Below are 19,008 nucleotides of genomic sequence, written 5' to 3'. Positions count from 1 at the left end.
TTTTCAGAAAGGAAAGGGATCTCTATGTACAAGACAGGATCAGTGGTAATAGGGGTATTGATCACGATTATGCTCACTTTCAACGGAGTGCTCTCTAGAACGCTTGGAGACTATTTCTCTGTGCTGGTGATACATTTAGTTGGAATACTGTTTGTAGTGGCGCTTTTAGCGGCCAGAAAAACTAGACCTAGACTGGCTAAGGCCCCGTGGTATTTCTATTCTGCCGGGGCCATAGGCATCTTTGTGGTTATTTTCAACAACATCTCGTTCAACAGGCTGGGAGCTTCCGTGACGACGGCGCTGGGGCTTATGGGACAGCTTATTATGTCCTCGGCCATAGACTCTCTTGGGCTTTTCGGGATGGAGAAGCATGAGTTCCAGAAAAAAAAGCTTGTAGGTATGGGGATTATGTTTGCGGGAATAGTCATTATGATTGCATATTAGGAGGGGAAGAAGATGATCTATATAGCGATCGCACTTGTGACAGGCTCTATGGTTGTGCTCTCTATGGTCATAAACTCAAAGCTTGCAGGCAGAGTAGGCGTGATTTCAGGTACGCTTGTAAACTATATGGTAGGCCTTTTGGGGATAACTGTATTTTTGCTCTTGAAAGACAGAGGAATGGCTGTGGAGCTTTCGGGATTCAAAGAGATTCCGATATGGGCATACTTTGGTGGAGCTGTCGGGGTGCTTGTGGTCTCGCTTTCAAACGTAGTGATCCCGAAGATACCTACAATATACTCCAGCATACTGATCTTCATAGGTCAGATCTCCATGGGAATGATCATAGACTATTTTCTGCTGGACATAATCTCGATAGGGAAGCTTGTGGGATCAGGACTTATACTCCTGGGGCTACTCTACAACTTCAACCTAGACAGGATTGAGAGCTTGAAGAGCCAGTAGGCATTGCAGTAAATCATAAAAACAGATACAATAGATTCAAGAATCACTCTCAAAAGAGTGGAACAAGCATGAAAGTCTTGAAAGGGGGATTGAATTGAATATAAGAGAGTATTTAAAGGAAAACACACTGCTTGCTGACGGGGCTATGGGGACTTACTACAGCGAGCTTACAGGAGACAAGATATCTTTCTGTGAATTTGCAAGCCTAGAGAAGCCAGAGGTGATATCCAGGATACACAGAGAGTATATAGAGGCTGGAGCGAAACTTATAAGGACAAATACTTTTTCCGCGAACACAGTTACACTGGAGGCCTCTAGAGAGACGGTAGGACGGATAATAGACGAAGCCTACAGCATAGCAAAAGAAGCAGTAGAAGGCAAAGAGGTGTTTATAGGATGCAGTATAGGGCCTATACACGAGTCGAGGATGGGAGTCGAAGCTGTAGACGTGCTCGAAGAGTACAGATACGTAGCAGACAGATTCCTGAAAAATGGAGCCGAGGTCTTTGTGTTTGAAACTTTCGGAACGCTTGAGTATTTAGAGGAGATCACTTCATACATAAAGGGAAAAAATCCTGAAGTGTTCATATTGACTCAGTTTGCTGTCACCATGGACGGATTCACCAGAAAGGGCATAAGCATCAAGAATCTGGTTGAGGCTGTAAAGCAAATAGATGGAATAGACATGTACGGATTCAACTGCGGATCTGGGCCGGCCCATCTATACAAGGTGCTTAAAAACGCCGATGTATTTGAGGACCCGATTTCAGTGCTCCCAAACGCAAGCTATCCTGAGATAGAAAACGGCAGGATGGTCTATGTGAACAATCCAGACTACTTTGCAGACATAGTCTACAACATATCTGAGCTAGGGGCCAAGATAGTGGGAGGATGCTGCGGCACTACACCGGAGCATATAAGGTCTATAAATAGAAAGCTTCAAAGCGGACTGCCTCAAGCTGAAAAGCCCGAGACAAGTGCAAAGATCGTGGAAGTGAGTGAAAAAAAAAGCGTAAACAGCTTTAAAGAGAAGCTCGAGCAGGGGAAGTTTGTGCTGGCTGTGGAGCTGGACCCTCCGTTCGACACAGATATAGAGAAGCTGATGGAGAGCGCCAGAGTGTGCAAGCTAGAGGGTATAGACCTGGTCACGGTCGCCGACTCACCTAGGGCTATTGCAAGGGTGGACTCCATGATGGTGGCATCTAAGATAATGAGGGAAGTCGGAATAGAGACAATACCGCATCTCTGCTGCAGGGATAAGAACTTAAACGCCATAAAGTCAGGCGTGCTGGGAGCCCATATAGATGGAATCAGAAATATACTGGCCATCACGGGAGATCCTATACTGGACATAGACAAGCTTTCGACCAAGAGCGTATTCAATCTGAATTCGTATGAACTTATAAACCTGATTTCAGAGATGAACCACGAGATATTCAAGCAGGATTCTATGCTTATAAGCGGCGCGCTAAACCTGAATGTAAAGAACAAAGACGCCCAGATGGGAAGGCTCAAGAGGAAAGTTGAAAAAGGCGCAGAAATTTTCTTTACACAGCCTATATTCGAAGAAAGCGTCATAGAGTATATAGAAAACATGGAGCGAGAGCCGAATGTCAAGATAATGGCGGGAATAATGCCAATAGTGAGCTACAAGAATGCGCTATTCCTGAACAACGAGGTCCCTGGAATTCACATCCCGGACAAGTATGTAGATATGTTCAGGGAAACTGTGGATAAGGCTGAATCTGAAGCCATAGGAATAGATATAGCTGTGGATATGGTCAGAAGAATAAGAGACAAGGTGGACGGACTTTACTTTATAACGCCTTTTGGAAGGATAGAGATAATACAGAGTATACTTGAGAAGATAAGATGATATTCTCCGAAAAAGGGTATATAATTATGTAAAGGGAGATGATTGCTTTGAAAGAAAAGAGAGAGCTGACTAGGTCGGAGGAAGTCATGAATGCTGTATCGCACGGCATCGGCGTGTTGCTGGGCATAACAGCACTTGTGGTGCTCCTTGTATCGGCCAGTCAAAGTGGAAATGCATGGCATATGGTGAGCTACAGCATATACGGGGCCACGCTTATTTTTCTGTACTTAGCGTCTACGCTTTATCACAGCATGCCCAAAGGGAGAGTCAAGGACGTATTCAAGATAATAGACCACTCTGCGATATTTCTGCTCATAGCTGGTTGCTACACGCCTATAACGCTTATAGCGCTGAGAGGAGCGCTTGGGTGGACAATATTCGGAATAGTTTGGGCCATAGCCATAGCTGGGATAGTCTTCAAGATATTCTGCATACAGAAGTTCAAGATGCTTTCAACTGTTATGTACGTGGCTATGGGCTGGATAATAGTGTTTGCGATAAAGCCGCTTGCAGAGCTGCTCAGCATGAAGAGTATGGTGTTTCTGGTGGCTGGTGGGCTTATATACACTATAGGAGCGGTTTTCTACAGCCTGAAAGGACTCAAGTACAACCATGCCATATGGCATATGTTTGTGCTGGGCGGAAGTGCATGCCACTTCTTCACTATGTTCTACATGCTTCCTCATTAAAAAAGAGCCGAGAATTTTTTCTCGGCTCTTTTGCATCTTAGCAGTAGCCTTGGCAAGGAACGCCAAGTATGTCGTCTAGCTCTTTTTTGTCGTCTAGGTCTTTCATGTCGTCAAAGCCCCCTATAAACTTCCCGTTTACGAAGAGCTGCGGAACTGTCTTGCAGTTTGAAATCGCTATGGCCTTGTCAAGCTCAGCCTGGTCATTTGTGACGTCAAGCTCCGTAAATTCAACGCCTTTCTCTTCAAGCAGCGCAGCTGCGCTCTTGCAGTAAGGACAGTAGTCTTTAGTGTACAGTGTTATTTTTTTCATCTAAAATCACTCCCAGATCGTATTTGTATCTATTATACCCACTTAAAAACAACTATATCCAAAAATAAAGATTTACTTTCAAAAACTATTTCAGCTAAAGAGCAGACAAGTGAAATGGGAATATATTTGAACTATCCGGGAAATAAATATATAATATAAGCTATGAATACAGAGAAGTACAAAGGAGAATAACTATGGAAGATAAGAAAACTATATTCAGCGGAGTGCAGCCGTCTGGAGCCCTCACTATAGGGAACTACCTTGGAGCCATAAAGAACTGGGTTCAGCTTCAAGAGGAGTACGACTGCTACTACTGCGTAGTGGATATGCACGCTATAACGGTTCCACAGGAGCCTAAAGACCTCAGGAAAAACACGCTAGAGATACTGGCGCTATACCTTGCCTGCGGACTTGACCCTGAGAAGAACACGCTCTTTATACAGTCGCATGTGAGCGCCCATGCCGAGCTTGGATGGGTGCTGAACACCATGACCTACATGGGGCAGCTAAACAGGATGACACAGTACAAGGAGAAGTCTCAAAAAAGCGAGCAAAATCTAAATGCAGGGCTTTTCACATATCCAGTGCTTATGGCGGCAGATATACTGCTCTACGATGCCGACGTAGTTCCTGTAGGAGAGGACCAGAAGCAGCATCTAGAGCTTGCGAGAGACTTGGCCGAGAGGTTCAACAACAGATACAGCGAGACTTTCACTGTGCCGGAGCCATTCATATCTGAATTCGGAGCCAAGATAATGAGTCTTCAAGAGCCAGGAAAGAAGATGTCCAAGTCTGACGAGGATCCTAACGCATATATACTCCTGCTAGACGACGAGGCCACCATAAAGAGAAAGATAAAGAGGGCTGTGACAGACTCTCTAGGAGTGGTGAAGTACAGCGATGAACAGCCTGGAATAAAGAACTTGCTTACAATCTACTCTAAGTTCACTGGAGAGAAGATAGAGGAGATAGAGAGAAAGTACGACGGAAAGGGATATGGAGATTTCAAAGAGGATTTGGCCTGCATAGTGGCAGACGGGCTTAAGCCTATAAGGGAAAAGGTGAACTACTACATGTCCAACAAGTCAGAACTGGAGGCCATATACGCTGAAGGAGCTAGAAAGGCCGAGAGAAAAGCTGCAAAGATGCTCAGAAAGGTTTACAAGAAGATAGGATTCATTCCAAAGAGTTTTTAGATCAAGCTAAGGAGACTAAAATATGAATATACCTAATATGCTCACCACGGCCCGATTTTTTCTGATACCGGTATATATATGGGTGTTTTTTTCCCCGAATATAGAGAAGAATCTGCTCTTGTCCACGCTGGTCTTTATAGTTGCTGGAATCACGGATCTTTTAGACGGACATATAGCCAGAAAGTACGACATGGTGACAGAGTGGGGGACTGTACTCGACCCGCTGGCAGACAAGCTTATGCAGATAACAGTTGTGGTATGCCTTACAATAGGAGGATATATACCTGTATGGCTTCCGGCTGTAGTCATTGTAAAAGAAGGACTTATGATACTTGGAGGTCTCGTTCTCTACTTCAGAGGCGAGAAAGTGGTTGTACCTGCCAACAGGTACGGAAAACTGGCCACAGTCGTATTCTACCTGGGGATTTTTCTGATTTCGCTTGAGCTGGGCAGAGGGGTGAACTTGTTTGCTGCAACGACCATAATAGTCTTTATGACTATGGCATTCCTGAACTACTACAGGATGTTTAGGGAAATTCACAGAGAAATAAAGTAGAGTATTGACAAAACAACCATGGTATAATAATTTATAGTTGTAGAATTGAATACGATAGCTAGGAAAGAGAGGGAGTAAATCACTATCCTTTACAGAGAGTGGATTGAGGCTGAGAAATCCGCAGGGCAATGGGATTGAAAGTAGCTCTGGAGCACCTCTGCTGAACGGAGTAGGCGGAGGCGGGTGATTGCGTTAAAGATCGTGAGTGCCGGAACTTCCGGAAATAGGGTGGTAACGCGAACCTTCGTCCTTATAATTGGACGGGGGTTTTTTTATGTTTAAAAGGAAAAGGTGAGAAAATGTATATTTTAGGAATAGTGCTTTTCATCGCTTCAACTGCCATTCTCTTTGGCAGCGACATAATGTTGAAAAAAGGCAAGATAAAAGACACGAAACAGCTCTTAAAGGTCAAATCTATAGGGCTTGGATTGCTGTTTCTGAGTGTTATATTTATGCTTTTAAAATAAGAAACTGGAGGTAGAAAATGGATAATATAGCTAAGACGTACAGTCCTAAGGACTTTGAAGACAAGATATATAAGCAGTGGGAAGACGGGGACTACTTTGTGGCAAACCCTAAGAGTGGCAAAAAGCCGTACACCATAATGATGCCGCCGCCGAATGTGACAGGAAACCTTCACATGGGTCATGCGCTCAACAACACAATGCAGGACATACTTATAAGATGGAAGAGGATGTCTGGGTATGAAGTGCTTTGGCTTCCGGGAACGGACCATGCGAGCATCTCCACAGAGGCCAAAGTTGTAGGCAAGCTTGAGAGCGAGGGCAAGACCAAGTACGAGATAGGAAGGGAAGCCTTTTTAGACGAAGCTTGGGCTTGGACAAAGGAGTACGGCGGAAATATCAGAAACCAGCTTAAGAAGCTTGGGATATCATGCGACTGGTCTAGAGAGAGGTTCACGCTGGATGAGGGCTTAAGCAAGGCTGTTGAAGAGGTATTTATAAAGCTGTACGAGAAAGGTCTTGTGTACAGAGGAGACAGGATAATAAACTGGTGTCCAAGCTGTCAGACGGCTATCTCTGACGCAGAGGTGGAGCATGAGGAGTCGCAGGGCAAGTTTTGGCATATAAAATACCCTGTGAAAGACAGCGATGAATCGCTTATAATAGCGACTACAAGGCCAGAGACTATGCTTGGAGACCTCGCTGTTGCAGTGAACCCTGAAGACGAGAGGTACAGCCATCTTGTGGGCAAGACGCTGATACTTCCACTGGTGGACAGAGAGATACCTGTTATAGCGGACAACTATGTAGAGAAGGACTTCGGAAGCGGAGCTGTTAAGATAACTCCTTCACACGACCCTAACGACTTTGAGGTTGGAGAGAGACATGACCTTGGACAGCTCAAGGTGATGAACGACGACGGAAGCATAAACGACAACGGTGGAGCATACGCCGGAATGGGCAGATACGAGGCCAGAAAGGCAATAGTGGCGGATCTTGAAGCAGGCGGATACCTTGTAAAGATAGAAGATCACCTTCACAACGTAGGCCACTGTGAGAGATGTAAGACTGTAGTGGAGCCACTGATTTCAAAGCAGTGGTTTGTATCCATGAAAGAGCTTGCAGCCCCTGCACTAGAGGCTTACAAGAGTAAAGAAGTCAACTTCGTGCCGGAGAGGTTCGGAAAGACTTACTCGCACTGGCTAGAGGATATCAGGGACTGGTGTGTATCTAGACAGCTTTGGTGGGGACATAGACTGCCTGTTTACTACTGCGACTGCGGAGAGGTAATAGTCTCTTCAGAAGAGCCTAAGTCATGCCCTAAATGTGCAGGCTCTAGCATAAAGAGAGATCCTGACACGCTTGATACTTGGTTCTCTTCAGCGCTATGGCCGTTCTCTACGCTTGGCTGGCCGGAAGAGACTGAAGATCTAAGCTACTTCTACCCTACAGACGTGCTTGTAACAGGATACGACATAATCTTCTTCTGGGTAGTCAGAATGGTTTTCTCAGGGATAGAGCATATGGGAGAAGTCCCATTCAAAGACGTGCTTATAAACGGGCTTGTAAGGGACTCGCAGGGAAGAAAGATGAGCAAGTCGCTTGGAAACGGAATAGATCCGCTGGAGCTTATAGACGAGTACGGGGCAGATGCGCTTAGATTTATGCTTGTGACTGGAAACACGCCTGGAAACGACATGAGATTCCACATAGAGAGAGTGGAGTCGAGCAGGAACTTTGCAAACAAGCTCTGGAACGCATCTAGATTTGTGATGATGAACCTAGAGGGAGACCATGCACTCGACAGAAATGCACTTAGAGAGGAAGACAAGTGGATAATCTCAAGGCTAAACGGAGTGGTAGCAGAGATAGACGAAAACCTCTCCAAGTATGAGCTTGGGATAGCTGCAGGCAAGATATACGACTTCACTTGGAACGAGTACTGCGACTGGTATATAGAGCTTGTAAAACCTAGGCTCTACGGGGAAGATGAGGAGACCAAGTCTGTTGCAAAAGGTGTGCTGCTTCATGTGCTAAAGCAGATACTGAAGCTGCTTCATCCTTTCATGCCTTATATAACAGAGGAGATATGGAGCTCGCTTCCAGGAGTAGAGGATGTGCTTATAACTGCTGAATGGCCTCAATGCTCCCAAGAAAACAGCTACAAGGAGTCTGAAGAGGGACTTGAGTATGTGATGGACTGTATAAAGCACATCAGAAACATAAGGGCAGAGATGAATGTAGTGCCTTCGAGAAAGGCCAAGACAATATTCGTGACTGAAGACGAGAGCGTGGCTAAACTGCTTGAAAACTCGGAGATATACTTCAAGACTCTAGCTTCAGCTTCAGAGATAGAGGTGAAGAGCGACAAGTCTGGAATAGGCGACGACGCTGTTTCCGCAGTAGTTTCAAAGACTGAGATATTCCTTCCACTAGAAGAGCTTGTAGACATGGAGAAGGAAATAGAGAGGCTTGAAAAAGAGAAGTCCAAATTGGAAGGCGAGATCAAGAGAGTAAACGGAAAGCTTTCAAATGAGGGCTTTGTGAGCAAGGCACCTCAGTCTGTAATAGACGAGGAAAAAGAGAAAAAAGCCAAGTACGAGAGCATGATGGAAAAAGTGATTGAGAGACTTGAGAGCCTTAAAAAATAAGATTCGGGAGTGAAAAAAGATGACAGTGAGTATAAACGAAGCATTAGACTATATCCACAGCACCAACAAGTTCGGAATAGTGCTTGGGATGGACAATATAGTGAAGTTGCTTGAGCTTATGGGGAATCCACAGGAGAAGCTCAAGTACATCCACGTTGCAGGGACCAATGGAAAGGGGTCTACATCTTCTTATATAACTAAAGTGCTAGAGAAGGCCGGATACAGAGTCGGCCTCTTCACCTCTCCTTACCTAGAGCTCTTCAACGAGAGGATCAGGATAAACGACGAGTACATCTCGAATGAAGACCTAAGCGAGATAACTTTCTACGTAAAAGAGAAAGTGGAACAGATGCTGGAGGAGGGATTCGACCATCCTACGGAGTTTGAGATAGTTACGGCTATCGCTATAGAGTACTACCTCAGAAAGCAGGTGGACATAGTTCTGCTGGAAGTTGGAATGGGAGGGCGATACGACGCCACAAACGCCATATCCAAGCCGGAAGTTGCGGTTATAACTCCAATAGGGATGGATCACATAGGCATACTTGGAGACACACTTGGAAAGATAGCTTACGAAAAAGCTGGAATAATAAAGCCAGACGGCACTGTTGTGATATACCCTCAAGAGCCGGAGGCTCAGGAAGTAGTAGAAAACGTGGCCAAAGATCAGAACAACGAGATAGTCAACGTGCCTGTTGAGAATCTCAAGATAGAGAGAATAGGCGACTTTGGAAGCGTATTTGACTTCAAGTTCAGAGACTACGAGCTCAAAGGCTTGGAGATAGAGCTTATAGGAAAGCATCAGGCTTCAAACGCCACTACTGCAATCACTACGCTTTTGACACTGAAGGACAAAGGCGTTGTGGAGATAGATGAGAGCCATATAAGAGAAGGGCTTAAAGCTACAAGATGGATGGGAAGACTTGAGATGATAGGCAAGAGCCCAAGGTTCCTGATAGACGGAGCACACAATATGCAGGGTATAACTGCCCTTAAAAAGGCGCTTAGCGAGCTTTTCGAGTACGACAAGCTTATACTTGGAATAGGCATACTTGCCGACAAGGATGTAGACGATATGGTGGCTGAGATGGCTCCAGTTGGAGACAAGATAATAGTCACAACTCCAAACATACACAGAGCCATGAGTGCAGAGGAGCTGGGACCTAAATTCAAGGCCTACAAAGACGATGTAATAGTGGAAGGAGATATCTCGAAGGCCATAGACAAGGCCATAGAAGCGGCTGGAGAAAACGACCTAATAGTATTTTCGGGATCGCTCTACCTTATAGGGGATGTCAGGAGAATTGCAAATAAAAAAATAAACGGGTAGGGGCTTCCCTACTCGTTTATCAATAATTCCAGTATGTTTTTGTAGACGTCGTTGGAACGTTCTTTCCAGTTTCGGCATATGAGCTTGGCCTGTTCTTTTGACGGCACATTGAGCGAAAGGCTAAACAGCACTATGTCTTTCTCTATGACCTTGAGTATTATTATGTACTCGGCTTCGTTTTTTTTGAAATAGTTGGCGATTATCTGGCTTTCCTTTATCATGTCGCTTTTCTTTTTCTCGTAGCTTTCGTCTACATTTGCCTTTATCTCTTCGGGAATTCTGTCGTTGAAAAACTCCAGCGTCGCCTTTCCGGCACTGGACAGATGGTAGTACTCATTTCCGTCTTTTGTAGAGAACTCTATGAACTTTGCGTTTACAAGTTCGCTTAAAAACTGCTGCACCATAAAGTAGTTCATATAGTTGTTCTCCAGGATGAACTGAGTCACCTCACTGTTTGTAAGTGGATTCTCGACTTTGTCAAGTATATATAGTATCAAGAGCTTTGATTGAACGACTTCATTTGGACTTTCTTCGAACATGGACTCACCTTCTCTAAGATATTTAAATCAATTATATCATTAATGTTTTCAAAATATAAGATAGAATATAGCAAAGGCGGAAAAGCATGAGAGAAAAAATCGAGAAAATAGCAAAGGAAATGGGAGCTTCACTTGTAGGGGTGGGGAGTATAGAGAGACTATTGTCTCCGGAGCATTCACATCTAAAGACCGGGATTTCAATAGCTGTGAGGCTTTCTGATCAGATAATGAACGATGTGGTGGACAGCCCAACTCACACATACTACCATCACTACAGAACGGTGAACTTCCTTATAGACCAGATATGCCTCAGGATCTCAATGGAGATACAAAACAGAGGCTATTTGGCCATGGGGGTGGCAGCTTCCCAGACTGTCAAAAGCGAGAGCGAGAACTACAAGGGCCTGATATCACACAAGATGGTAGCTACAAGGGCCGGGATAGGGTGGATAGGCAAGAGCGCATGTCTCGTGACACCAGAGTATGGACCTAGGGTAAGGCTTGGGACGGTAGTCACAGATATGGAGATGGAGTACGACAAGCCCAGAGATATATCCGAGTGCGGCGACTGCACAATCTGCATGGTGAACTGCCCGTCGCTTGCCATAAGGGGCGTGAACTGGGAAGTCGGAAAATCGAGAGAAGAAATATACGACGCATATGCATGTAGCCGCCATATGAGCGAAGAATACAGAGACATAGGTAGAGGCTCGGTGTGCGGCATATGCGTGTCATGCTGTCCATACGGAAAAAGGTTGCAGAACAGGACTTAGCTAGTCTATTCTGCAACCTATTTTTTCGCCCATACGGACTGATGTCTCAAAGCCTAGGGCTGTATTTCTCAGTATATCGGAGTCAATCTCCACTGAACGCTCCTTAAGCAGCAGGAGCACGGTAGATCCTCCAAACTTGAAGTAGCCTTTTTCATCGCCTCTTTTCTGGCCTGAGTTTCGCTTGAAAGTCTGTACTATAGAACCTACAAAGGTGGCTCCCACTTCCAGATAAAGGACCTTGCCGAAATTATGCGTATCTAGAACTGAGAGTTCACGCTTGTTTCGACAGAATACCTTTTCTATGGACTTTAAAGAGATGGGATTTACCGAGTAGAAGTCCCCGTCGATATTTGAATGAGAAGCGACTGTGCAGTCGTCTACAAAGTGGAACCTGTGGTAGTCAGAAGGAGCGAGCCTTACTATCAGAAAAGTGCCCTTTCTGTATTCCTCTGCAAGCTCTGCGCTTCCAAGCAGCTCTGAGAGTGAGAAAGTAGAGCCCTTTATCTGGTAGAGAGAGTCTATGTCTATATCCTGGTAGGCTAGCATTTTCCCGTCGGATGGAGAGATAAGAGAATCGGCAGAACTGTCTACAGTTCTGGCATCTGGCTTTAGCTTTCTGGTGAAAAAGTCGTTGAAGCTGCGATATTCTTTGGAGTGCTCCCTGCTTGACTCGCTTAAGTCTATTTTAAATTCAGACACAAACTTGTCTATCTTCCTCCTGCTTAAATAAGTGTTTTGAAAGCTCCCGTAGAGAGAGGAAATGAGCTTCTTTTTCACTATTGCCTCTAGGAAAAACATGCCTGGCCTGGACTCGAAAGTCCAGCGCATGAGTTTTTCGCCGGCTACCAGCTCTTTCTTTTTCTCGCCACTCGATCTGTCTATGTAGTAAATATCCATTAAATCATTCCCTTTTATGTAATTTTGATAATAAGGATACATTAGACTATTTGTGAGAGAAAATCAAGCAAAAATATGTTAGAATGAGTATGTGAAAAGACTTTCAAGGGGGCGGTGTTTTGAACTTAGAAGTCATACTTACCATAGTGTTCTTTGTGGTCTTGATAAGCATACAGTACACTTTGAACAAGATACTGTCGGAGATAAAGGGCATAAGAGTGGCGATCGAAAAAAATACAGAGCTTGGATTTGAAAATGAAAAGCTAAAAAAGAAGATATAGTCATATATAGCTGTATCAATTGACAAACTGTTTTCACTAAAATAGAATTATTTTCGGCTATTGAAGAAAACTAAACAGAGGAGTTGGAGTTTCAGGATGATGAAAGAGAGAAAGATAGTGATACCCGAAGAAGAGATACAGAAGAGAGTAAAAGAGCTAGGCGAGGAGATATCTAGAGACTACGGAGATGAGGATGTAATTCTAGTTTCGCTTTTAAAGGGAAGCTTTGTGTTTACGGCTGACTTGGCGAGGAGCCTTAAGATAAAGAACAGAGTTGAATTCATGACCACTTCTAGCTATGAGGACAAAGAAGAATCGAGTGGAAAGGTGAAGATAGTTACAGACCTCAAAGCTGACATAGATGGAAAGCATGTGCTTGTAGTGGATGACATACTTGACACTGGGAATACAATGAGTGAGATAGTAAAGCATCTCCAGAAGAAAAACCCTAAGACCATAAAGACATGTGTTTTCTTAGACAAGCCGGAGAGAAGACTCGTTGAAATAGAAGCGGACTACGTTGGGGTGACTATACCGGACCTGTTCATAGTGGGCTACGGGCTTGACTACGGAGATTATTACAGAGGAGTGCCGTATATATTCAGCTTTGTAGATGAAGAATAGCAATTAAAAAAGCACCCTTCCGAGGGTGCTTTTTAAGGTATTAAATATAGTCTTGTAATGAGGGACTATTTTTTGGGGGATATAGTCCACTATAGATGTTAAACCAGAATACTATCTTAAAAAAGGGGATTGGGAAAGTAGTATTCTCACTAACAATTACAGTCTATCACTGAGAAATGACAAAATCAAGGTGATAAGTTTTAAGTTTTCTTAACAAGATGTAGAGAAGGGAAGTGTGGAGAATTGGAGAGCTATATTGAATTTGCAAGTTACTACGACTCACTTATGTACGACGTGGACTACAGAAGCTGGTACGGCTTTTTAAAGGAGATACTGGAGAAGGAGGGTATAAGCTACAGCTCGGTGTTGGAGATGGGCTGCGGAACAGGCAATATAACAGAGCAGATATGCCGCGATGAAAAGGTGAAGTCCGTGACATGCTTTGATTTGTCAGAGGAGATGCTTGTAATAGCCAAGCAAAAGCTTAAGGGGATACCCAATCTGGAGATTCTAAGGCAGGACATGACCCAGATGAGCATAAAAAAGCATTACGACTTGGTGCTTTCCTGCTGCGACAGCATAAACTATATAACAGACGAGGAGAGCTTGAAAAAAGTCTTCGAGAGCACCTACAGCCTCTTGAACGATGGTGGAACATTTCTCTTTGATATAAACAGCTACTACAAGCTGAGCGAGATAATAGGAGACAATACCTTTACAGAGGACAGGGACGGTATTTTCTATGTCTGGGAAAATGAATACGAGAGCGACAGCGAGCAATGCAATTTCTACCTGACTTTCTTTATAGAAGACGAGCAGAGTGGAAAGTATTCCAGATTTGATGAACACCACGTAGAGAGAGCTTACAGGAGTGAAAAAATATTGGAACTGCTAAAGGAATCTGGGTTTGAAGACGTGAGAATTTACTGCGACTTTGACTTTTCAAAAGACTGCAAAGACAGGGCGGAGAGGATATTCTTCCTCTGTAAAAAAGAGTAGATTTACAATTGACAATGGGAAGAGGCTTGTGATATCATTTACGCAATGGAAGCGTTTCCATTGTAAGTGAGACTTCACTAATTTACTTAATGGAGGAATGTTTTAAGATGGTTAAGGGAACAGTTAAATGGTTTAATGCAACTAAGGGTTATGGATTTATCTCTGGAGAAAACGGAGAAGATGTTTTTGTACACTACTCAGCTATAAATGTTGACGGATACAAGACATTAGAGGAAGGCCAAGAGGTTGAATTCGAAATATCAGAAGGACAAAAAGGACCTCAAGCTACTGACGTTACACTAGTGTAATGGCTCTAATCCAAGTTGAAACAATCGTTACATAGATTTTTTCTATACGATCTTGACTTGCAAAACTAAAGAATTTTGAAACCCCGAAGCTTTTCGGGGTTTTCTATGTATATAGCTAAATACAGAGAGGAGTGAGTGGCCGAAGGCCAAACATATGGGTGATTATATAATAAGAGGAATAGAAGAAGGCGGGAACTTCCGTTTTTTCATAGCCACAACTACAGAGCTTGTAGAAGGGCTCAGGAAGATACACAATGCAACGCCTACTTCTATAGCGGCATTGGGGAGAACGGCGACAGCTACTGCCATCATGGGTTATATGCTTAAAAACGAGAAAGACAAGATATCCCTTCAGATAAAAGGCGAAAACGAGATAAAGACTATAATAGCTATATCGAACAGCGAATGCGAGGTCAAGGGCTATATATCTAACCCAGCGGTGGACATCCCTCTGAGGGAAGATGGAAAGCTGGACGTAGGAGGAGCAGTAGGACCTGGTATGATGATACTTGTAAGGGATATGGGACTTAAAGAGCCATATATAGGCCAGTCTGAGCTTGTGACAAGTGAAATAGGAGAGGATCTGGCCAATTACTTTGTAAGATCTGAGCAGCAGCCGTCGGCAGTAGCCCTTGGAGTGCTAGTAGATAGAGACTACAGCATAAAAGGTGCTGGGGGTTATATAATACAGGTAATGCCAGATGCAGAAGAGGAAGCTATTTCAAAGCTAGAGCAAAATCTCTCTAAGGTAGACCCTATATCTAAGATGATTTCAGAAGGACTTGCTCCTGAAGACATAATGAACAAGGTGTTCGAAGGGTTTGAAACAAAGATAATGGACAGAAAAGATGTGAGTCTGAAGTGCGACTGCTCTAGGGAAAAGATGGAGAGCATAATGATAAGTCTTGGCGAAGAGGAACTTAAGTCTATGCTAGATGAAAAGGAAGTAGAGATAGTGTGTCACTTCTGCAATGAGAAGTATGTCTTTGAAAAGCCAGAACTCAATTCCATGATTGATGAAATAGGAAGACAAAAAAGTGTTGACTAAATAAAGAATATGAGGTAAGATGTTATATGTTATAGAGATTAGCCCAGATAGCTCAGTCGGTAGAGCAGGGGACTGAAAATCCCCGTGTCGGTGGTTCGATTCCGCCTCTGGGCACCATAACATATATAGGGCGACATAGCCAAGTGGTAAGGCAGAGGTCTGCAAAACCTTTACTCCCCAGTTCAAATCTGGGTGTCGCCTCCAATACATATTGAAAAAACTCTGTTTTCGGACAGAGTTTTTTAGAACCTAGGACTTGCAAAAAATTCATACTATGCAAAATATGCATACGTAGATTGAGCTGTTTTCCAAGGTGAAATAAAACTAGATTAAATACAAGAGCCCTGAGCGAGCAAAATACAGCTTGAAATATTTTTTTACTACAATGCAAAGTTGGCACGAAACTTGCACTATATATTGGCGGGGAAGCTTAGATATGAATTTGGAATTCTAATAATCTTTTATACATAAAGATTTTCAGATATGAGATCAAACCAGTGGGGAAATGAGCGGAAAATTAATCATATCTAAGCTAAAGTGCCAAGGACAATCTGTCCTTGGCACTTTTAATTTTGACATTTAGAAAGGAGACGCTCTATGAAAGCTAGAAATCCGTTTATTCCAAGTGAAAGAGGAGATATAGCGGTTGTGGATGGGAGGATTTCTCCTAAGATAGAGGAGAACCTGAGAGAAATGGGAGTCTTGGTCATAAAGACTGTTCGGTGTGAAAGTACCTATGAAGCAGTTTCATATCATCCAGACATAGTTATGCATCCGGTGAATGAAAGAGATATAGTCGTAGCGCCGAGTGTAGCTGAATACTACAAGGACAGACTGGAATCACATGGACTTAAGGTTATAGCCGGAGAGTCAGAAATTGGGATGGATTACCCATATAATATAGGGTACAATGTAGGGAGAGTAGGAAATTTCGCATTGCACAATCTAAAATATACTGACCCTGTTTTGAAGTATTATCTGGATAAAGAGAATGTGGAGTGGGTATATGTCAAGCAGGGATACTCCAAATGCTCTCTGCTTCCAATTGGGGACAGCCATGTCTTGACTTCAGACAAAGGGATTGCAAGAGTTTTGTCTGGAAGCTGTGGCGTAGAGGTCTGTGTGATAGAGCCTGGTGGAATAGTGCTGGATGGCATGGAGTATGGATTTATAGGCGGATCTGGGGGTATGATATCTAAAGGTGAGCTGGTGCTTTCAGGAAGCTATAGAAACCACAAGAGTAAAAGAAGAATAGATGAGTTCGTGAAATCTTGTGGTGTAAAAGTCACTTTGGCATCGAACTCAAGCATAGTGGACTTGGGCAGTATTATTTTCTTAAAGAGCAGGAAAGGAGTGAAGTTGTGAAAAAGGTATTTGTTTTAAAAAAATATCTGGAGTTTGAGAAAAGTTTAGAGCGTCGCGGGTTTAAGGTGTCGACATCCAGCTACAAGAGCTACAGAACTGTGACTGTGGATTTAGAAAAGTCTGAAATGATGAAGCTTTCGACTGATGTGTTCGACACGGTGAAGTTTGAATACGAAAAAAGACAGATAGAAAAATACATAAAAAGACAGGGATATGGACTGAGGGACCTGGATTTGCTTTCAAGTAAAGTTAGGGAATACATATCGAATGAAAAAAACATAGGAACAGATATAACTACTGAAAAAAAAGCTTTAGAGATGATTTCAAACTACATAGAGAAAAATGAGGTTTTGGATTTAGATGGATTTATAAAGTTCAGGATGAAGTTCTACAAAGATGCGATTTTAGATTTTGCGGAGATGAGCATATATGATTCAAAACTTGAAACTGACTACCGTGAATTTATGTCGTCGTTTAGATACTATATGGGAAGGCAGAGGCCTAGACAGAAGTTGGTCAGTCTTGTTATAGGGGAGAAAGGATATGCTATAATAGATAAAGACAGCAAAATGATAGATCAGTCTGAGGTCAAGAATATAGGAAGCGAGATAAGTGAAACTGGGCTGAGCAAAGAGGAGATGGTCATGGGGACACTTATAAGCACTGCGCCTGAGATCATACATATATACAGGGAGAAGGCTTGTAGCGAGGAACTTGTAGCCGAAATAGAGGAAGTTTTCAAAGGCAAGGTAAAGCATATATTCAAGGACAAAACAGTATAAAGCTAACAAGGGGGAGTTTTGAAATGAAATCAGCTATTGCTGTATTTTCAGCGCTAGGAATACTGCTAAGCACTGCTGCTTTTGCAGAGGAGAACTTAGAGCCAGACTCAAGTGAAGAAGCTGTAGTTGTAGAGTTGGATAGCTCTGATCAGGCTACGGCTGTGGAGTTTGAAAACTCAAGGCTGGAAGAATCGCAGGAATCTCAAGAGTTAGAACTGGAAGAAAAAAATCAGAAAAGCCCGGATGACCAGCTGTACAGAGTCTACCAAGGGGACATACACTTAGCCAACTGGAGCTTTTCAAGCAAGGAAGCGGCTATATTGGAGGCGCTTAAATGGGGGAATTCGCATATACTACATAGCGGGGAGAAGGTGTGGAGCTACGGAGACCAGCTGTACAGGGTCTACCAGGGGAGTACGCATCTGGCTGAATGGAGCTTTGCGAGCAAAGAGGCGGCCATACAAGAGGCACTGAAGTGGAGAAACTCCCATATAGTACAGAATCGAGAGCGTGTGTGGAGCTATGGAGACCAGATGTACAAGGTCTACCAGGGGAATACGCATCTGGATAACTGGACATTTAAAAGCAGAGAAGAGGCTATTGCTGAAGCACTGAAGTGGAAAAACTCCCATGTGTTGAGAAACGGAACGATCATATGGAGAGAGGTAGACTCTAAAAACGAGAGCAAGCCCGTCTATATAGCTCACGGAGGAGGAGAGTACGAAGGTTTTAAGATAAGTAACTCCAAGGAGGCAATACTCAGCTCTCTTTCCAAAGGAGTAGAGCATATAGAGATAGACTTTGTGCTTACAGATGACAATGAGTATGTGCTTTTGCATGACTGGGGCAATTTTCAAGCTTGGACCGGAACGACTCTGAAGTATAAGACAAAAGAGGAGTTCAAAAAAGCCTCGGAAAAAGCAGGTTTTACGGCACTGGACTTAGATGAGCTTGTGGAGCTTATGAGAGAATATCCGCAGTTTAAAGTTGTGACCGATATAAAGTCTGGCAACAAGGAGTTCTTGTCTGAGCTTAAGCGCAAGTACCCGGATCTGTCGAACAGGTTTATTCCGCAGATATATGAAGAAGAGCAGTACTCTTGGGCCAGAAAACTTGGCTTTGGAGATATAATATACTCGCTTTATCAGGTATGGCGATCTGACTCGGAAGTGATAGAGTTTGCAAAAGAGAACAATCTCTTTGCGGTTACAATGGCTAAGGAGAGGACGTTCTCAGGTCTTCCAAAGCATCTCTCGAAGCTTGGAATAATGACTTACTGCCACACTATAAACACAATAGAAGAGATGGAGTCCTGTAGGGAAAACGGCATAGCGGGGATCTATACCGACTCGCTGCTGGGTTTGAAGAGATAGATTATTGAGATAGAGATATTGTTGACAAAATATGATATAAT

General features: G+C 43.5%; 21 protein-coding genes, 2 tRNA genes and 1 other annotated feature. Of the genes, 20 read left to right on the top strand and 3 right to left on the bottom strand.

Annotated features, from left to right (window positions below):
• Positions 1-24 precede the first annotated feature (24 nt).
• From EUAN_RS00205 to trhA, 4 genes are all read left to right on the top strand, one after another.
• The gene (locus tag EUAN_RS00205; protein ID WP_071060481.1) at positions 25-444 is read left to right on the top strand and encodes a DMT family transporter; all 420 of its coding nucleotides are present in this window, start codon (positions 25-27) and stop codon (positions 442-444) included.
• Between the two features lie 12 nt (positions 445-456).
• A complete protein-coding gene (locus EUAN_RS00200) occupies positions 457-906 on the top strand; it encodes a DMT family transporter (protein WP_071060479.1) in 450 nt (149 codons plus the stop codon).
• Between the two features lie 94 nt (positions 907-1,000).
• Entirely contained in the window at positions 1,001-2,782 is a 1,782-nt protein-coding gene (locus EUAN_RS00195; RefSeq protein ID WP_245674405.1) for a bifunctional homocysteine S-methyltransferase/methylenetetrahydrofolate reductase, read from the top strand.
• Positions 2,783-2,829: 47 nt separating this feature from the next.
• Complete coding sequence (trhA, locus tag EUAN_RS00190) at positions 2,830-3,471, top strand: PAQR family membrane homeostasis protein TrhA (RefSeq protein WP_245674404.1); 642 nt, start codon at positions 2,830-2,832, stop codon at positions 3,469-3,471.
• Positions 3,472-3,508: 37 nt separating this feature from the next.
• Here trhA and grxC read toward each other — a convergent pair whose 3' ends face one another.
• Entirely contained in the window at positions 3,509-3,781 is a 273-nt protein-coding gene (gene grxC / locus EUAN_RS00185) for a glutaredoxin 3 (RefSeq protein ID WP_071060476.1), read from the bottom strand.
• A 194-nt stretch (positions 3,782-3,975) separates the two neighbouring features.
• Between grxC and trpS the strand changes: the two genes are divergently transcribed.
• The 5 genes from trpS to EUAN_RS00165 all read left to right on the top strand — a co-directional run bounded on the left by trpS (position 3,976) and on the right by EUAN_RS00165 (position 9,978).
• Positions 3,976-4,977 carry a tryptophan--tRNA ligase gene (gene trpS / locus EUAN_RS00180; protein WP_071060474.1) on the top strand — a complete coding sequence of 334 codons (1,002 nt, stop codon included), beginning with the start codon at positions 3,976-3,978 and terminating at the stop codon, positions 4,975-4,977.
• Positions 4,978-4,999: 22 nt separating this feature from the next.
• Positions 5,000-5,533, top strand: coding sequence for a CDP-diacylglycerol--glycerol-3-phosphate 3-phosphatidyltransferase (gene pgsA / locus EUAN_RS00175; RefSeq protein ID WP_071060472.1), 534 nt, complete (start codon positions 5,000-5,002; stop codon positions 5,531-5,533).
• Between the two features lie 51 nt (positions 5,534-5,584).
• Positions 5,585-5,788: a binding site (T-box leader), on the top strand.
• A gap of 44 nt (positions 5,789-5,832) precedes the next feature.
• Positions 5,833-6,000 (top strand): hypothetical protein, encoded by a 168-nt coding sequence (locus EUAN_RS12525; RefSeq protein WP_169817297.1) that lies wholly within the window; start codon positions 5,833-5,835, stop codon positions 5,998-6,000.
• A 17-nt stretch (positions 6,001-6,017) separates the two neighbouring features.
• Positions 6,018-8,648, top strand: a complete 2,631-nt coding sequence (locus tag EUAN_RS00170) for a valine--tRNA ligase (protein ID WP_071060470.1) — start codon at positions 6,018-6,020, stop codon at positions 8,646-8,648.
• A 19-nt stretch (positions 8,649-8,667) separates the two neighbouring features.
• Entirely contained in the window at positions 8,668-9,978 is a 1,311-nt protein-coding gene (locus EUAN_RS00165) for a bifunctional folylpolyglutamate synthase/dihydrofolate synthase (protein ID WP_245674403.1), read from the top strand.
• An 8-nt stretch (positions 9,979-9,986) separates the two neighbouring features.
• On the opposite strand, the gene EUAN_RS00160 is transcribed toward EUAN_RS00165, so the two are convergent.
• The gene (locus EUAN_RS00160; protein ID WP_071060468.1) at positions 9,987-10,517 is read right to left on the bottom strand and encodes a DUF4364 family protein; all 531 of its coding nucleotides are present in this window, start codon (positions 10,515-10,517) and stop codon (positions 9,987-9,989) included.
• 86 nt (positions 10,518-10,603) lie between these two features.
• Here EUAN_RS00160 and EUAN_RS00155 point away from each other — a divergent pair, with 86 nt between their 5' ends.
• On the top strand, positions 10,604-11,290 hold the full coding sequence (locus EUAN_RS00155) for a 4Fe-4S double cluster binding domain-containing protein (protein ID WP_071060466.1): 687 nt from the start codon (positions 10,604-10,606) through the stop codon (positions 11,288-11,290).
• Here the strand turns inward: EUAN_RS00155 and EUAN_RS00150 are convergent, their stop codons facing one another.
• The gene (locus EUAN_RS00150) at positions 11,291-12,187 is read right to left on the bottom strand and encodes a phosphatidylserine decarboxylase (RefSeq protein ID WP_071060464.1); all 897 of its coding nucleotides are present in this window, start codon (positions 12,185-12,187) and stop codon (positions 11,291-11,293) included.
• 119 nt (positions 12,188-12,306) lie between these two features.
• Here EUAN_RS00150 and EUAN_RS12520 point away from each other — a divergent pair, with 119 nt between their 5' ends.
• The 10 genes from EUAN_RS12520 (at position 12,307) to EUAN_RS00105 (ending at position 18,967) form a co-directional block, all read left to right on the top strand.
• On the top strand, positions 12,307-12,468 hold the full coding sequence (locus tag EUAN_RS12520) for a hypothetical protein (protein WP_169817296.1): 162 nt from the start codon (positions 12,307-12,309) through the stop codon (positions 12,466-12,468).
• A gap of 99 nt (positions 12,469-12,567) precedes the next feature.
• Entirely contained in the window at positions 12,568-13,092 is a 525-nt protein-coding gene (hpt, locus tag EUAN_RS00145; protein ID WP_211266248.1) for a hypoxanthine phosphoribosyltransferase, read from the top strand.
• Between the two features lie 243 nt (positions 13,093-13,335).
• Entirely contained in the window at positions 13,336-14,091 is a 756-nt protein-coding gene (locus EUAN_RS00140) for a class I SAM-dependent DNA methyltransferase (protein WP_071060461.1), read from the top strand.
• Between the two features lie 107 nt (positions 14,092-14,198).
• On the top strand, positions 14,199-14,399 hold the full coding sequence (locus EUAN_RS00135; RefSeq protein WP_071060459.1) for a cold-shock protein: 201 nt from the start codon (positions 14,199-14,201) through the stop codon (positions 14,397-14,399).
• Positions 14,400-14,553: 154 nt separating this feature from the next.
• A complete protein-coding gene (gene hslO / locus EUAN_RS00130) occupies positions 14,554-15,447 on the top strand; it encodes an Hsp33 family molecular chaperone HslO (protein ID WP_071060457.1) in 894 nt (297 codons plus the stop codon).
• A 41-nt stretch (positions 15,448-15,488) separates the two neighbouring features.
• Positions 15,489-15,564 (top strand) — tRNA-Phe (locus EUAN_RS00125).
• Between the two features lie 12 nt (positions 15,565-15,576).
• Positions 15,577-15,651: transfer RNA gene (locus tag EUAN_RS00120), tRNA-Cys, on the top strand.
• A 393-nt stretch (positions 15,652-16,044) separates the two neighbouring features.
• Positions 16,045-16,812: a DUF6873 family GME fold protein gene (locus tag EUAN_RS00115; protein WP_071060455.1), complete on the top strand. Its 768-nt coding sequence runs from the start codon at positions 16,045-16,047 to the stop codon at positions 16,810-16,812.
• Positions 16,809-17,594: a sporulation protein YtxC gene (gene ytxC, locus EUAN_RS00110; RefSeq protein WP_071060453.1), complete on the top strand. Its 786-nt coding sequence runs from the start codon at positions 16,809-16,811 to the stop codon at positions 17,592-17,594. Before EUAN_RS00115 ends, ytxC begins: the two co-directional genes overlap by 4 nt.
• Before the next feature lie 23 nt (positions 17,595-17,617).
• Positions 17,618-18,967 (top strand): glycerophosphodiester phosphodiesterase family protein, encoded by a 1,350-nt coding sequence (locus EUAN_RS00105; protein ID WP_071060451.1) that lies wholly within the window; start codon positions 17,618-17,620, stop codon positions 18,965-18,967.
• Positions 18,968-19,008: the final 41 nt, after the last annotated feature.

Origin of the sequence: Andreesenia angusta, assembly GCF_001855385.1 — a bacterium.
Classification (GTDB): Bacteria; Bacillota; Clostridia; order Tissierellales; family Gottschalkiaceae; genus Andreesenia; species Andreesenia angusta.
This window is presented reverse-complemented; position numbering and strand designations above follow the sequence as displayed.